This is a genomic window from Bacillus sp. DX4.1, assembly GCF_030348195.1.
Lineage (GTDB): Bacteria > Bacillota > Bacilli > Bacillales > Bacillaceae_G > Bacillus_A.
In genome coordinates this window covers 2,834,339-2,849,144 of record NZ_JAUCFT010000008.1, presented here as the reverse complement: position 1 = coordinate 2,849,144, position 14,806 = coordinate 2,834,339, and the positions used below count along the sequence as shown (strand labels likewise).

The window sequence follows — 14,806 nt, the reverse complement described above, 5'->3', positions numbered from 1 at the left end:
AAGAAGGTTTTGTAATGAAAGGGTTATTTACGGGAAGATTTGAAGGATATTCATTGGGACATTTTCAAAAGGATCTTCTTTCAGGAATGATTGTTGGAGTTGTTGCGATTCCGCTTGCTATGTCTTTTGCTATAGCCTCTGGTGTTAAGCCAGAGTATGGGATTTATACAACATGTATTGCCGGGATACTTATTTCGCTATTTGGTGGTTCAAAGTACCAAATTGGAGGGCCTACAGGTGCTTTTGTTCCGATTCTTTTAGGGATTGTAATTACCTATGGATATGAAAATTTACTACTTGCTGGTTTATTAGCTGGAATTATCTTATGCCTTATGGGAATTTTTAAACTAGGATCTTTAATTAAATTTATTCCACGTCCTGTAACAATTGGCTTTACATCAGGTATTGCCGTCAGTATCTTTACGGGACAAATTGCTAGTTTTTTAGGTTTAACAGGTATAAAAAAGCATGAGGAATTTATAGCGAATCTGAAGGAAATTTTTACTCATATCGGCACTACCAATTCTTACAGTGTCATAATTGCTTTGATTTGCTTTTTTGTTATACTCATAACACCAAAAATTTTTCCAAAAGTACCAGGTTCATTAGTAGGTGTTGTTATTTCAACTTTAATTGCAACTGTATTTTTCTCAGGTCATGTACCTACTATTGGGACAGCATATGGTACGATTCCAAACACACTTCCTCAGTTTGATATACCAGAAATCACAGTAGAGCGTATAAAACAGTTAATTGGTCCTGCATTTGTTATTGCAATGTTGGGTGGTATTGAATCTCTTTTATCCGCTGTCGTGGCAGATGGTATGACAAATAGTAAACACAACAGTAACAAAGAGCTTATTGGCCAAGGAATTGCCAATATTGTTACACCGTTATTTGGAGGAATTCCGGCAACTGGAGCAATTGCCCGCACAGCAACCAATATTAAGAGTGGAGCTGTATCTCCGATGTCGGGTGTTATTCATGGGGGATTTGTGTTATTCACGCTTCTACTGTTAGCTCCATATGCTTCACATATTCCGCTTGCTAGCATGGCTCCCATTTTAATGGTGGTGGCTTGGAATATGAGTGAACAAAAACATTTTGTTCAAATCCTTAAAATGAAAACGGGGGATTCTCTTGTATTACTTGTAACATTTTTACTCACCGTATTTACTAGTTTGACAACAGCTGTGGAAATTGGACTTATTTTGGCTATTATTTTGTTTACAAAACGTATGAGCAACATGCTTGTCATATCTAAAGTGCTTCCTGATCATACAAGAAAACATGAAAAATTGTTGCCACATGTGGTAAATAAAACTCATGATTGTCCACAAATTAGTATTTATACAATAGAAGGCCCACTATTTTTTGGTGCTGCTCAAACATTTGAACAAAACATTTTAGCAACCATTCATTATCAACCTAAAGTTTTAATTTTACGGATGGGAAAAGTTCCTTTTATTGATACAACAGGAGAATCCTATTTTAGAAATATTGTTCAGCATTTTAAAAAACAAGGTGGCGTACTTCTTGTTTCAGGAATTCAGTCTGAGTTAAAAACAACTCTAAATAAAAATGGATTGTATGCTGAGATTGGGGAAGAAAACTTTTTTGGTCATACAGGGGAAGCCATTAACTACGCTTTAGGACATTTGAATACACAAAAATGTATAGGGTGTAAACATTTCGCTTTTCGTGAATGTACCGGGCTTTCTCAGCAATCCCAGGAAGTGAATACAGTAAATAATAAAGCAAATGCATTAGATTTTTAAAAAATTTACTTAGCATATAAAGTTTGTTTTACTTGATCTATCCTTTTTATCATTTTATTAGAAAATAAAGAAGGAGAGGGGTTACTTTTGGGAATGCAGAGAAGAGTTTTGCAAAGTTTGAAAAGGAAGGTTATTCATATATTCAACAAATGAGCATTAAACAGTAAGAAGAGAATATCTTCCTTACATTTAAACGTAAAACAGATTATACAAACAGTACTCTTTCAAAAGATGACACATACACATAAAAATATTCAATAGTACTGTAACTGATGCTAGGTATTACGGAATCCAAACCATTGATATACATAGGTTTGGATTTTGTTATACCTTAGAATAGAGACATGTATAAGACATCATCCCGAAGATTTAGGAGATTATTTAAAAGCATGGAGTTACTGGGTGGAAACCGTACAATTAGACTAAACGACTTTATTGTACCTGTACACATATGTTTATCTAAAAAAGCACTCATATGAGTGCTTTTTCATGGGGAAAGTTTTTACAGTGCGGCACTGAAGCCTTTCCTTGTAAACTTCTTATTTGAAGAAACAAGGAATGATCACTGAAAAAGATGAAAAATATATAAAATTGCATGATAAAACAAAACAATAAAGGCAATATAAGGAGGGAGAAAATTTATATTTGAAAAGGAATGATTATCATGAGAAAAGTATTATATATTACAGCGAATCCAAAAACAGCTGAGCAATCGTATAGTCTTGCGGTAGGACAAGCTTTTTTAGAAGCGTATCGCCAAGAAAATGCAAATGATGAAATTATTGAACTAGATTTGTACAAAACACATCTCCCATATATTGATGCAGATGTATTTAGTGGGTGGGGTAAGCTACAACAAGGAACATCATTTGAAAGTTTATCACCAGAAGAACAAGAGAAGGTTGCTGCCATTAACAAATTGACGGATCAGTTTGTGGAAGCGGATAAATATGTGTTTGTAACGCCGATGTGGAACTTTAGTTTTCCACCACTAATGAAAGCATATATTGATACAATTTGTATCGCAGGTAAAACCTTTAAATATACAGCAGAAGGTCCTGTCGGTTTGTTAGCTGGTAAAAAGACAGTACATATACAAGCACGTGGTGGAATATATTCTAATGGACCAGCAAAAGAAATGGAATTTGGTGATCGTTATCTTCGCGCAATCATGGGATTCGTTGGGATTACGGATGTTCATTCCATCATTGTAGAAGGAATGAATCAAATGCCAGATGAGGCCCAAAGTATTAAAGAAAAAGCGATTGCTGAAGCAAAAGAAGTTGCGAAGCGGTTTGCGGAATAACGAATTACTTAACCATAAATTCTGTTTTACAGGATTTATGGTTTTTCTATTTTGTATGCAATTAGTAAAAATGGTTGCCATGTCTTTTATATGTATCTAGATGTTGCGAGGGGGAAAGAAAGAAAAGTATATATTTTCAAAATATATACTTGAATGAAATATATATTTTTGTTAAATTTATCCTATGGACAGAACAAGTTTAATTAAAGGTCATTTAGAAATGTTTGTGCTTTCAATTTTGTCGAGGGGAAAAAGTTATGGGTATGAAATTATGAAGGAGCTAGAAGAACACAATTTAAAACTGAAAGGAGTAGGAAGTATTTACCCCATTTTAACTAAGCTCAAAAATCAAGAATGGGTTCATACTTATCGTGAAATGACAGAAAATGGTAAGGTTAGAGTTTATTATGAAATCAATGAAAAAGGGGAAATGGTTCTTCGAGAGAAAGTTGAGGAATGGCTAACATTGCAAAGAGATATTCAAGAACTTCTTTCAAGTTATATACAATATGAGGAGGATTGTAATGGAGAATAAATTGACGAAAGCAGAAAAGAATTATATTCGTGTAGTCGTTTCTGAACTACGAAGGTTTGATATTGATAAACATGCAGTGGATGAAGTGAAACAACAAATAATAGAACATATACAAGAATGTCATATAAATAACGAAGATAGTTTGCGAGAACTAGGGAGTCCAAAAGATTTTGTTGCAAATTATGTAGAAGTTAACGAAATAAACCCAATTCTTCAAGTGAAAGATAAAAGGAAGAAAACATTCACTTCCATCATTAGTATAATATTTTCTTTTCTAATTACTTTTGTTATGTGTCAATTTTTATTTTCTATGTTTCTAACAACCTCTTCACATTCAAATGATTTTAATCTTCTTTATCATATTTCAGATCATGTATGGTGGAATTCATTACTACTATGTATGAGTTTCAGTACTTCTATAATAGTTACTTCTTTGGTCTATGTTATTTTTCGAAAACATAATAAGAAGGAGACGTTAAGGTCAGTATGAGAAAATTATATACACGACTATTTAACAGACAGAACATTCCTGCTTTTCAGTTCGGTATAATCACTCTCTGTTTAATCTTCATTATCTCTCCAGTATTCGCACAACAACAAGAAACTCCGTCAAATATGCAAGGAAATATTGAAAAGTATATGGAAGAAACAATGGAAATGTTTAATATTCCAGGAGCCGCAATCGCTATGGTTCATAATGATGAAATAATTTATTCAAAAGGATGGGGAATTACAGGTAAGAATCATAATCCTGTAACAAAAGATACGCCATTTTTAATAGGATCAAACAGTAAAGCTTTCACGGCACTAGGGATCATGAAGCTAGTTGATCAAAAAAAACTTGAGCTTGATGAACCTGTACAAACTTATCTTCCTTGGTTTACTTTAAAAGATAAAAAGTTAGCGTCGCAAATTACTATAAAGCAACTTTTGACACAAACGAGTGGTTTAAGTACGGAAATAGGCTTGTCTCTCTCAGATAAAGGGATACAAGAAAAAGATGCTATCAAAAAAAATGTGATGCAGCTCTCGGATGTAGAACTTGTGAGTTTTCCAGGTCAATCCCATCATTATAGTAATGCAAACTACATGATTTTAGGAGCAATTATTGAAGAAGTTTCTGGTCAATCATTTGCTAATTTTATGGAGCAGAATATATTTAGGCCATTACAAATGAATCATACGGCAGCGGATTATAAACGTGCTGAGCGAAATGGACTTACACAAGGATATCAATCTTGGTTTGGAATTTCAAAAGAAAGTACAATTTCTTTTGATAATGGTGGTGCCCCATATGGATATATTGCGGCTAGTGTGAATGATATGGCACATTATATGAAAGCATTATTAAATGGAAATGAGATGTTACCCCAAGATCTCATGCAGCAAATGTTTGAGCCTATCGTACCAGTAAATAAAGGGAATTCATATGGATTTGGGTGGAGAATATCAAAAATGGAAGATGATCGAACACTTATTTGGCATGCTGGTTCGACACCAGATCATCGTTCAGACGTGTTTCTAATTCCTGAAACAAAGTGGGGGGTAGTAATATTAACGAATAAAAATCATGTTTTAGAAGAAGGACGGCTAACGCAGGTGAAACATGGTATTTTACAGATCATCCAAGGGAAAGAACCTCCAACGCTTGTAAAGCCTATAGTGATTGAACGTTGGATTTTTATTGGAGTGTTTGTATTTCTTTGTTTCATATTTTTGTTATTGTTAAAGAGACTTTTTCAAAACAACAAAAACAACTTTAAAAAATCATTTTGGTTTCTTTTAGGTGGGTCTTTCATAGTACTATCACTTTTATTCATTCCTGCATTGCTGTATAGCTTATCAATTCCTTGGCATTCATTATATGTTTTTGCTCCTGATTTAGCCTTTTTAGCGATTGGAGTACTTGTATTATTAGCAATAAATGGAGTTATTTCTATCATCATTGCGTGTAAACGTCAATCTGTAAAAATGTTATTTTAATAGTTAAACTACAAACATAAAAGGTGGCGCGTAACAATGGATCTTACGTTCAAATCAGAGAAAACCTGTTTTAATTATCGGGTGGGGGCTATATGCATACAGCAAGATAAAATTCTACTTCTACAAAATGAAGGTGAGGATTTTTGGTATGTACCAGGTGGGCGAGTGAAAATGCTAGAAAACAGTGAATCCGCTGTGAAAAGAGAGTTGAAAGAAGAACTAGGGGTAAATATAGAAGTGAAAAGGCTATTATGGATGGTAGAGAATTTCTTTACATATGATGAACATGACTTTCATGAAATTAGTTTCTATTATGAGGTGGCATTAGATGAACTGCCTTCAGAAGGAGACAAATCCTTTATTTTAGAAGAAGATGGCCGGCAATATTTGTTTCAATGGATTCCACTAGAGTACATTGGAGATCTTGAGGTAAAACCAGATTTTCTGAAAGAGAAGGTAAAACAGTTACCAGTTCATACTAAGCATATTCTTACAAGTCAGTTAGGCGATGTCTAACCGAAATTCATCCCCACCTTATCGCTTGGCTATCGCCCGTCACGCGCTTGAAGATGGGGACTTCTTTCGGGAAGTACATTAAAGTTTTAGAAGATAAAACAGCGGAACATCTCGTTCGGCCGTTTTGCAAAATTATATATCTCACAATATGTCATTGTCCTCCGTGCTTTTTGTTAATAAGCACGGAGGACATGAAGTAAGTAGTCCTTTCTGTTTAACGGATTAAAATCAGCCCGTTTTCTTGTAGGAAAATCAGTTTCTATTTTATTAAACCCATATGGCTTAGTGATAAAGAGACCTTCACCCTCTGTAAAAGAATGAAGCCTTTTCTTAAAATTCTCTGTCTCAGCCATAGGTAATGTTCCTGTTAAAAGAAATGAGTCTTTATGCAGGATGGGTTCTGTAAAAACTGCTTGTAATGCCGATAATTTGTACATTGTTTTGCTAATTGTATTTGCAGGAACAATCAATTCAAATTCGTTAATCGGTTCATATACGTTAGTTCCTGCGCGAACGAGTGCATCCATTAATACAAGGGGAACTAGCTTTCTAAAATCACCTGCTGTGGTTACGGGACTTGCATAGCCAGTATGTGTTAGTGTAACGATGATATCAGCGACTTCCCATCCGTATAAGCCTTGTTTTAATGTATCGAATACAGTATCTTCAATTGCTTTATGAAAAGCTAGAGGTAATGAACCGAGTTCAACACCTAATTTATAAGAAACGCCACTTCCCGAAAGGCCAGGTTCAACTTTAAACCCTACTGTCGCATAAAATGGATTATCGACTGATTCCATCATATCTATTGCTTGACCAACTCCTGTCGGCTTTTCTATACAGACAATTCTAGTCTCAGAAAAGGAAACATCCAAATCGTAGTGTTCTTTTAGTGTTGTTTCGATTACTTCTTTTTGTACCTCGCCAAAAAGCCGAATGTAGATATCGTTATGAAAATCATCTTTTAGCACTTTTATAAGTGGATCTTCCTCTGATAGTTCGATAAGAACCTGGTATAACTGATGATTGTTTTCCTTTTCTTTTGCTTGGATTCGTGTTTCCATCTGAGGAGAAGCGAAATGAATGTCTTTTATTTTGTCTGACCATTCACCCACAACATCACCAATCTTAACATCTTTTAATCCCCATACTTTACAAAAATCGTTTGCGCTTACTTTTTGTGATTGTACAGTTTTCCCATCGCTAAATATATGAAGCTTTTTAATTTTTTCTGTGTGTGTTTTGATTTCACGCGCATTCTTTTTTCGATGCACATTGATATATTCCCTTACACTTATATGTCCTGAGAATATCCGTATATAAGCAATTTTTCCTCTAGACGATTCTTTTTCGATTTTAAAGACCACACCAGATAAGGGGGCATCTTCTACAATAGTATTTGCCGGAATCATCGTTGCCACACCTTCAAGCAATTCAGCAATACCAATCCCAGTCATAGCTGAACCAAAAAAGATAGGATAAATAGTTGCATCTTTAATTTGATTTAATAATTCTATTTTGATTTTCTCTTCTGTCAATGCTTCGCCATTTATATAGGATTCAAGTAAACGTTCATCATGTAATGACATGAGCTCAATACATTCATCAAAAGACGTCGGATTTTGATCAGGATGTAAACTATTTCTAACAATATATGCTTGCTTCGTTCCAATATTTTCGGCTCTATATAAAGGGATCACATTTTCAGTGAGTGTTTCTTTTATACTTTCGATGATTCGAGCTAATTGTGCACCACTTCGGTCAATCTTGTTTACAAAGAGTATGGTTGGAATACGAAGATTCTGTAATATTGTCATTAAAATTTTTGTTTGAGCTTGAATTCCCTCGACAGCAGATATAACTAGAACAGCTCCATCAAGAACTCGAAAAGAACGCTCTACTTCTGCAATAAAATCCGCATGACCTGGTGTATCAATTAGATTCACCTTCAAATCTTTTAAGAAAAATGAAACGACAGATGCTTTAATTGTGATACCGCGTTTTTTCTCTAAATCCATTGAATCTGTTTGCGTGTTTCCTTTATCCACTTGTCCAATTTCATTTATAACATTTGTTTCATAAAGTACACGTTCAGTCAAACTCGTCTTTCCAGCGTCGACGTGCGCTACAATCCCTATATTTATTGTTTTCATGAATTACAATCCTCATTTCGTTTCTCATATAAAATTCCTCATTTCGTTTGTTTAATTGCCGCATCAAAATCACTCTCCAGTCATGTATAATACATCTATTATATGGTAATTTCATGTATTTGCAACGTACATAAACTCCATTATAAAAGACATTTAACCATAGTAAACTCACGGTAAATGTAGTAGGAGTCAGGATGTAGTCAAATAATAATTTGGGAGAGAAAAAGGGAATAGTAAACGTAATCCAAAATATACAAAAACAAAATCATTGCATGTTAAATTAAATTCAGTTATATTACTTGATATATCAATCATTGATATATCAAGTATTAATCCAGCATCCTTAAAAAGGAGGGATCGTTTGACCAATTCATGTTCAAAGGAAGCGATTATTTTATATAAATTACATTTCCTCAATAAAGAAATCAGTTCGAAGTTTGAAGGTTGTACGGGGATTAGTCAGTCACGACTAGAACTTTTACATCAGCTTTATCAAGTGGATGAAATAAGTCAAAAAGCACTTCAAAAAGAGGTGAATATTGACAATGCAGCAATTACCCGGCATTTAAAGCAACTTGAAGCAAATGAAATGATATCAAGGCGTAAAAATCCAAATGATAATCGGGTAACTCTTGTGAGTCTAACGGATTATGGACGTAATAAAATTAGTTCCTTTCAAGAGGAAAAAGAACGATTCGCCGCTTCTGCGTTGAAGGACTTTAATGAAGAGGAACGCGATGAACTTTTAAATACGCTGAACCGCATTCAAAAAAATATAAACGAAGTCTAATTTAACAATTAGACATAAAAAGGGAGAATCCATCTATGATTAACACACAAAAAACAAATGATTTTACAGAAATTATGACAGGTCGCCATTCTATTCGTAAGTACGATCCATCTGTGAAAATTAGCCGCGAAGAAATGACAGAAATACTTACAGAAGCAACATTAGCACCATCTTCAGTAAACATGCAACCATGGCGCTTCCTTGTGATTGATAGTGCTGAAGGAAAGGCAACACTTGCGCCACTTGCTCGCTTCAATCAACTTCAAGTTGAAACATCTGCAGCGATGATTGCCGTATTTGGGGATTTAAATAATTTCGACAACGCGGAAGAAATATACAGCAAAGCAGTTGACCTAGGTTATATGCCTGCAGAAGTAAAAGAAGGCCAAATGGAAAAACTAACTGCTTACTTCTCAACGGTTGATTCAGCTGTTATGAAAGATACTGTATTAATTGATGGTGGCCTTGTATCAATGCAACTTATGCTTACAGCTCGTGCTCATGGATACGATACATGTCCAATCGGTGGTTTTGAAAAAGACAAAATTGCAGAAGCTTTTGGATTAGATAAAGATCGCTATGTTCCAGTTATGTTGATTTCAATTGGTAAAGCAGCAGAGAGCGGTTATAAATCAGTTCGTCTTCCAGTTGAAAAAGTTGCAGAGTGGAAGTAAGTAAAAGAGAGGTGAATGTTTCATGATTATTATTCATGCCGTATTTCATGTTGATGCAGCAAAACAACAAGCGTTTTTAGAGGAGATTCAGCCCCTAATTACTGCTTCGAGAGAAGAAAATGGAAATATCTCTTACGATTTATATAAGGATACAGAAAAAGAAAATGTCTTTACTATGGTTGAAGTTTGGCAAGATGCAGAGGCGGTTGCTAGTCATAATACAAGTGAGCACTTTACTTCCTTCGTTGCGAAAGCTAGTAACTTCTTAACAGCACCACTGGATGTAAAAGCATTTGATGGGCAACCCTTGCAAGGGGAATAAGAAGTTGTAGGACAGCTTTCTTTACATGTATTTTGTTAATAGAAAGTAAAAAACCTCGATGACCCTAGTGGGAGATATCGAGGTTTTTTGCTGATATACACATTGTATAACGTTATTTTTTCTTCTTTTTCATTGTTTTTCGATACGCATATAGTTTACTAACTTCCTCTTTAAACTGTTGGAGAAGTTCAGTATCTTCACGATTTGAATACCTTGCAGCGTTATATGCATCAATAATTACATCAAATTGAATGGAGACTTCTTCTTGTGTATGAATCCGTTCCATCCATGCTTCTACCGTTTCTCCACGTTGCCGGTTTAAAGGTGATTTTAATTTCTTTTCCAGTTTAAAAATCTCTTTTCGAATTGCGTTTTTAGGTGGGCGTGTGATTTGGTTTTGTTTTTGCACCATTCCTTCTTCAGGAATAATCATGCTAGGATTATAGAAGGAAATGCCACCTAATTGAAGTGATTTTCTTTTTTTATAAAGTTTCCAAATAACAAATATAGCAAATATACCAATTAGGGAAGCGGTAATTGCCTGGGTAACAAAAGCGTCATACGCTTTTTCAGGTGGTGGTAGTTCTGTATTTTGCATTCCTATTTTACTTACCACTTCTTCTCCACCATTCGTATCTGTAACAGACAATAAAAATTGAATGAAATAGCCGAAGCCAAGAGAGACCCACTGTAAAGAATATGAGATAATGAGACGTATATAAGGTATTAATGGTATAAACAAGAGGCTAGCAGTTCCAACTGCAGCGATTGATAAAAAGCGTACGATTTTCTGGTTTTTATTAAAACTTGTGATCCAAAGTGATAGCAGAGCATGAAAAGTAAATAATCCTAATTCCCATATAGAAGGCATTTGCATTACATGAAGAAAAACAGAGACAATCAACCATAAAAAAGCACCTAACATTTTATGATATGGTGTAATATCTTCTCTTACATGCACAATAAAAAAGAAAAAAGGAAGTAATATGGAACTAATGATAGAAAAAATGGATAATGTGTAACAAAGTATGACTTGCAGAATGAATAGTGCAATCAAGGCAGTTCTTTTGTTAAGATTCATTTTATTAATGGGTATGGTGCAAATGAAACTGACGACAAGAAAAAGTAAGATGTGAACAACTTCTCCTTTTTCAGTAAGCATAGAAAGTAAGAGTAGAAGGATAAAATCATTAACGTAATGTACCCATGTTTTCAAGTTGTTCCACCACCCCTTCATCATTGATGAGATAAGTTTGCTGCATCATATTTGGCAAATTAGCTTTCTTTATCCCAACAAAAAACATTGTAGACGAACGTTCTTTTTTTCTACTTAAATAGTGAAAGAAACTTTCACGAGGGAGTATCGTACTATCATCTGAAATACGGGCAAGTTCTTCTAAAGCTTTAGCGTACTGCATGTGTCCTTCATTTAATGCGAGATGTAAAGGGCCCTCTTCAGCAAATATACTAACAAATAATTCAAAAGGTATCTTTTTTTCTGTTGCAAATTGGCATAAATACGTTGTATAAGAAATGAGATCTTCGATATTTTCTCTCCAACCAAGTCCACGATCTGACCCGAGATAAAGGGAAATAGTCCAGCTATAATTTTTTATAGCTTCATATTGCTTTGCCTGTAGACTTTGCATTTTAGCGGATGCCTTCCAATGAATGGAGCGAAATGATTCTCTTTCATATTGTTTCACACCAACAATGGAGGACTCATCATGAAAATAGGAAAAGTTTGTTCTATATGTGCCCATTGACAATTGGTGTATTTCCTGTAAACCTACTACACGTTTTAAAGTGGGATAAACGATAATTTCTGTTTTTAATTTATGCATAGCGGGTAAATGTACTTGAATGATATGGAAGGGGTCTCCTATGATACATTCAAACTGTTCAATTTGAAAAACACCTCGTTTTGTAGCTGTAAATGATAAATCCCATTTTTGTTGTGACTTGGCAGGTTGTGAAAAACGAAAGGAAAATAAAGTTTTTGATATTTGTTCAATTCCAGTATCCGAATGTGGAACTAAGGCCGGATTAATATGAAAAAAACAGGTGCCATTTACTAAAGGGAGCTTCGCTTTATTTTGCAAATGAATGGATAAATTCCCGTCTTCTTCAGGGAATAACCGTGCTGTTTGTTTTTTATTTATAATTTGAAAGTAGTGTTCTATGTATGAGGTATAGCGATAAATAAAATAAGAAAACAAATAGTAAAATAAGAAGGGAAAAACTAAAAATGAGTCAGGTACATAGAAGGCTAGAAATAGGGCTACTGGGATTGTTAATTTAATAATATGATTTTGAAAAAATAATGGAACGGTTACGATACGCGTATAATTCATGATTGCTCAATCTCCACGGGAACGTCAACATCAGCTAGAATACTTTCAATTAATTCCTGTTTTGTTGTTCGCAAAGCGCCCTCCATCGACAAAACAATACGGTGCTTCCACACGTAAGGGAGTAAGAATTGTATATCTTCAGGCGTACAAAAATCGCGATTATGTAAAAAAGCCAGAGCCTGCATTGCTCGTACTAATACAAGTGTTGCACGTGGACTGATGCCATTCGCAATATAATCATGATTACGCGTTGCATTGGCAAGTTGGATGATGTAATGCTCTAACGGCTCTGATACGTAAATTTCTTTTACCTTTTGTTGTATTTGTAAAATATCCTTTAAAGATATGACTGGGCCAAGCTCATCTAGAGGTTTATTTTTTCGAAAACGTCGCATCATTTTTAGTTCCTCTTCTGGAGAAGGATAGCCAATAGAAATTGTCATTAAAAAACGATCCAGCTGTGCATCAGGAAGTGGGAAAGTCCCTTGTGACTCAATTGGGTTTTGTGTCGCAATAACAAAGAACGGTTTTGGTAGTAATGTAGATTTCTTTTCAAGGGTTACTTGGCGTTCTTCCATCGCTTCTAACAAACTGGATTGTGTCCGAGGCATTGCTCGGTTTATTTCATCTGCTAGTAGTAAATTTGTCATGACTGGGCCAAGCCTTAATTCAAATTCACTTGTTTTGGGATTGAAATATTCGATGCCAGTCACATCACTAGGAAGAACATCTGGTGTGAATTGGACACGAGAGAATTCGCCACCAATACTTTTGGCGATTGTTTTAGCAAGTAATGTTTTCCCCGTTCCAGGTACATCCTCAAGTAGCACATGTCCATCTGCCAGCAAGGAAACTAAAAGCAGATCAATGACATTTTCTTTTCCGACAAAAACAGAACTTATATTATTTTTCAATTTATCTATCATAAGTATCATCCTTTCAATAGTATATAAATACAAATTAAAAAACCGACATAAAATCCTTCTTTTTAGGTGGGAGAGAGCATCCGGCCATGCATAGAAGCGGTCAGATCCTTTTCCTGCCCAGACATAGTGAAAACAACGAGAGAAAACGAGTGCAGGTCACCTTTTGTTATCCATAGCCGCGGCTATATGTCGAAAAATCAAAATGGATTTATATAGAAGAGTGTATTTGTATATTTTAACAAAATTTTCTAAAAATTAATATTGAAAATTACTATAATAATATTTTGGGATAAATCAATGATCAATTGTCTTGAGAAAATAAAGGATATCTCGTATTAGGAAACAGTGAAAAAAATTCGTATGCTTTTGTTATAAATTAAAATATAATATTTTTTTAATTATTTACCTTTTCTTGAACCATTTGTAAAATACGCTTTTGCGTATCTTTATTATGAATATATTGTAGAGGAATCCAATCGTGTTCATGGTAGAAAACAATGTGAGATTCGAAAAGGGTCTTTTTTTCTTTTATGTCAGTAATGTTTTCATATAAAAACTCTTCATATTGTTTTGAAATCATATTGTTCATGCCGGTATAAATGAATAAAATTCTTTGATTAGTAACTGCTAAAGTACCAGGTCTTGGTGCACCTCTATGCAGAAATGTGTGTAGTGAACATTGTGTTTGAAGAAGAAGTATTTCATCTTGTTGGAGAAATTGTTGGATAGTGTGAAGGCGACTAGACATTAGAATCAATCCTTTCTGTATATTAGGATTATAACATATTGATACAGAAGGACCGCTTACAGAGTGAAAAGACGTTGAAAGTAAAAAAGTTGCTTGAGATACAAGCAACTTTTTGTGAATTAAAAAGATTGATTTTGAGCAGGTTTAATAAATTGTTCTGGATTTTCAACGAGCCCACATGCTGCACACTGTACACGGTATGTAGGACCTTGATACGCCATATGAAATGCACTCATATTGTCGTTTGTATATTCTTCCTCAATTTGACCCGTTTGTGGATTTAACTTAACAGGCTTTACTTGTTGCTCAATAATATTAAACCGGGTACGATTTGTTCTACAACTTGGGCAAAGCATTGGTTCCATATGTACACACCTCCATTTGTAGCATTTCTTTATAGAGAGGGATTTATTCATAAATGAATGGTTTCTATATAAAGTCGTTTATTTTTATACTGTTGTTTTAATAATTTTCTCAATATAAATGCCGATTTATTATCGTTGAATGTATTTAAAATTCTGAAAAATTAATTTATAATTTATTTATGAACTGGTTATGTCCTAACCAATCTCCTGTTTTATGCCAATATGGTTAAGATCGAGAAATCGGTCTTTTTTTTGTACAAAAATAATGGTGAATGAGAATTGAAATACATTGTTTGTATGTCTTAAAAGTCTATATTTAGGCAGGTTTTTCGTGTTACTTGTCGAAAGATAGAGAA

Annotated in this window: 15 protein-coding genes; 9 read left to right on the top strand and 6 right to left on the bottom strand. The window is 34.4% G+C overall.

Annotated features, from left to right (window positions below):
- The first annotated feature begins 14 nt into the window (after positions 1-14).
- The 6 genes from QUF99_RS17420 to QUF99_RS17390 all read left to right on the top strand — a co-directional run bounded on the left by QUF99_RS17420 (position 15) and on the right by QUF99_RS17390 (position 6,118).
- Positions 15-1,778: a SulP family inorganic anion transporter gene (locus QUF99_RS17420; protein ID WP_289371560.1), complete on the top strand. Its 1,764-nt coding sequence runs from the start codon at positions 15-17 to the stop codon at positions 1,776-1,778.
- Positions 1,779-2,442: 664 nt separating this feature from the next.
- Complete coding sequence (locus tag QUF99_RS17410; RefSeq protein WP_289371559.1) at positions 2,443-3,084, top strand: FMN-dependent NADH-azoreductase; 642 nt, start codon at positions 2,443-2,445, stop codon at positions 3,082-3,084.
- A gap of 184 nt (positions 3,085-3,268) precedes the next feature.
- A complete protein-coding gene (locus tag QUF99_RS17405) occupies positions 3,269-3,619 on the top strand; it encodes a PadR family transcriptional regulator (RefSeq protein WP_289371558.1) in 351 nt (116 codons plus the stop codon).
- A complete protein-coding gene (locus QUF99_RS17400; RefSeq protein WP_289371557.1) occupies positions 3,609-4,109 on the top strand; it encodes a hypothetical protein in 501 nt (166 codons plus the stop codon). Before QUF99_RS17405 ends, QUF99_RS17400 begins: the two co-directional genes overlap by 11 nt.
- On the top strand, positions 4,106-5,602 hold the full coding sequence (locus QUF99_RS17395; protein WP_289371556.1) for a serine hydrolase domain-containing protein: 1,497 nt from the start codon (positions 4,106-4,108) through the stop codon (positions 5,600-5,602). The genes QUF99_RS17400 and QUF99_RS17395 overlap by 4 nt, the downstream gene beginning before the upstream one ends.
- 36 nt (positions 5,603-5,638) lie before the next feature.
- Positions 5,639-6,118 (top strand): NUDIX hydrolase, encoded by a 480-nt coding sequence (locus tag QUF99_RS17390; protein ID WP_289371555.1) that lies wholly within the window; start codon positions 5,639-5,641, stop codon positions 6,116-6,118.
- Between the two features lie 173 nt (positions 6,119-6,291).
- Here QUF99_RS17390 and QUF99_RS17385 read toward each other — a convergent pair whose 3' ends face one another.
- The gene (locus QUF99_RS17385) at positions 6,292-8,271 is read right to left on the bottom strand and encodes an elongation factor G (RefSeq protein ID WP_289371554.1); all 1,980 of its coding nucleotides are present in this window, start codon (positions 8,269-8,271) and stop codon (positions 6,292-6,294) included.
- A 361-nt stretch (positions 8,272-8,632) separates the two neighbouring features.
- Here QUF99_RS17385 and QUF99_RS17380 point away from each other — a divergent pair, with 361 nt between their 5' ends.
- Genes QUF99_RS17380 through QUF99_RS17370 form a run of 3 tightly spaced genes read left to right on the top strand, consistent with a single transcriptional unit; the run spans position 8,633 to position 10,057 of the window.
- A complete protein-coding gene (locus QUF99_RS17380) occupies positions 8,633-9,061 on the top strand; it encodes a MarR family winged helix-turn-helix transcriptional regulator (protein WP_289371553.1) in 429 nt (142 codons plus the stop codon).
- A 35-nt stretch (positions 9,062-9,096) separates the two neighbouring features.
- The gene (locus QUF99_RS17375; RefSeq protein WP_289371552.1) at positions 9,097-9,735 is read left to right on the top strand and encodes a nitroreductase family protein; all 639 of its coding nucleotides are present in this window, start codon (positions 9,097-9,099) and stop codon (positions 9,733-9,735) included.
- A 22-nt stretch (positions 9,736-9,757) separates the two neighbouring features.
- On the top strand, positions 9,758-10,057 hold the full coding sequence (locus QUF99_RS17370) for a putative quinol monooxygenase (RefSeq protein WP_289371551.1): 300 nt from the start codon (positions 9,758-9,760) through the stop codon (positions 10,055-10,057).
- Positions 10,058-10,169: 112 nt separating this feature from the next.
- On the opposite strand, the gene QUF99_RS17365 is transcribed toward QUF99_RS17370, so the two are convergent.
- The 5 genes from QUF99_RS17365 to QUF99_RS17345 all read right to left on the bottom strand — a co-directional run bounded on the left by QUF99_RS17365 (position 10,170) and on the right by QUF99_RS17345 (position 14,450).
- The gene (locus QUF99_RS17365) at positions 10,170-11,273 is read right to left on the bottom strand and encodes a DUF4018 domain-containing protein (RefSeq protein ID WP_289371550.1); all 1,104 of its coding nucleotides are present in this window, start codon (positions 11,271-11,273) and stop codon (positions 10,170-10,172) included.
- A complete protein-coding gene (locus tag QUF99_RS17360) occupies positions 11,248-12,411 on the bottom strand; it encodes a DUF58 domain-containing protein (RefSeq protein ID WP_289371549.1) in 1,164 nt (387 codons plus the stop codon). Before QUF99_RS17360 ends, QUF99_RS17365 begins: the two co-directional genes overlap by 26 nt.
- Positions 12,408-13,346: an AAA family ATPase gene (locus QUF99_RS17355; RefSeq protein WP_289374692.1), complete on the bottom strand. Its 939-nt coding sequence runs from the start codon at positions 13,344-13,346 to the stop codon at positions 12,408-12,410. The genes QUF99_RS17360 and QUF99_RS17355 overlap by 4 nt, the downstream gene beginning before the upstream one ends.
- Before the next feature lie 385 nt (positions 13,347-13,731).
- The gene (locus QUF99_RS17350) at positions 13,732-14,085 is read right to left on the bottom strand and encodes a PH domain-containing protein (protein WP_289371548.1); all 354 of its coding nucleotides are present in this window, start codon (positions 14,083-14,085) and stop codon (positions 13,732-13,734) included.
- A gap of 119 nt (positions 14,086-14,204) precedes the next feature.
- The gene (locus QUF99_RS17345; RefSeq protein ID WP_286120745.1) at positions 14,205-14,450 is read right to left on the bottom strand and encodes a DNA alkylation repair protein; all 246 of its coding nucleotides are present in this window, start codon (positions 14,448-14,450) and stop codon (positions 14,205-14,207) included.
- Positions 14,451-14,806 lie beyond the last annotated feature (356 nt).

Bases quoted from the DNA above. Each gene is read 5' to 3' on its own strand.
- QUF99_RS17395 (WP_289371556.1), top strand. From the start codon at position 4,106: ATGAGAAAATTATATACACGACTATTTAACAGACAGAACATTCCTGCT.
- QUF99_RS17345 (WP_286120745.1), bottom strand. From the start codon at position 14,450: ATGGAACCAATGCTTTGCCCAAGTTGTAGAACAAATCGTACCCGGTTT.
- QUF99_RS17385 (WP_289371554.1), bottom strand. From the start codon at position 8,271: ATGAAAACAATAAATATAGGGATTGTAGCGCACGTCGACGCTGGAAAG.
- QUF99_RS17360 (WP_289371549.1), bottom strand. From the start codon at position 12,411: ATGAATTATACGCGTATCGTAACCGTTCCATTATTTTTTCAAAATCAT.
- QUF99_RS17410 (WP_289371559.1), top strand. From the start codon at position 2,443: ATGAGAAAAGTATTATATATTACAGCGAATCCAAAAACAGCTGAGCAA.
- QUF99_RS17405 (WP_289371558.1), top strand. From the start codon at position 3,269: ATGGACAGAACAAGTTTAATTAAAGGTCATTTAGAAATGTTTGTGCTT.
- QUF99_RS17350 (WP_289371548.1), bottom strand. From the start codon at position 14,085: ATGTCTAGTCGCCTTCACACTATCCAACAATTTCTCCAACAAGATGAA.
- QUF99_RS17370 (WP_289371551.1), top strand. From the start codon at position 9,758: ATGATTATTATTCATGCCGTATTTCATGTTGATGCAGCAAAACAACAA.
- QUF99_RS17390 (WP_289371555.1), top strand. From the start codon at position 5,639: ATGGATCTTACGTTCAAATCAGAGAAAACCTGTTTTAATTATCGGGTG.
- QUF99_RS17400 (WP_289371557.1), top strand. From the start codon at position 3,609: ATGGAGAATAAATTGACGAAAGCAGAAAAGAATTATATTCGTGTAGTC.
- QUF99_RS17375 (WP_289371552.1), top strand. From the start codon at position 9,097: ATGATTAACACACAAAAAACAAATGATTTTACAGAAATTATGACAGGT.
- QUF99_RS17420 (WP_289371560.1), top strand. From the start codon at position 15: ATGAAAGGGTTATTTACGGGAAGATTTGAAGGATATTCATTGGGACAT.
- QUF99_RS17355 (WP_289374692.1), bottom strand. From the start codon at position 13,346: ATGATACTTATGATAGATAAATTGAAAAATAATATAAGTTCTGTTTTT.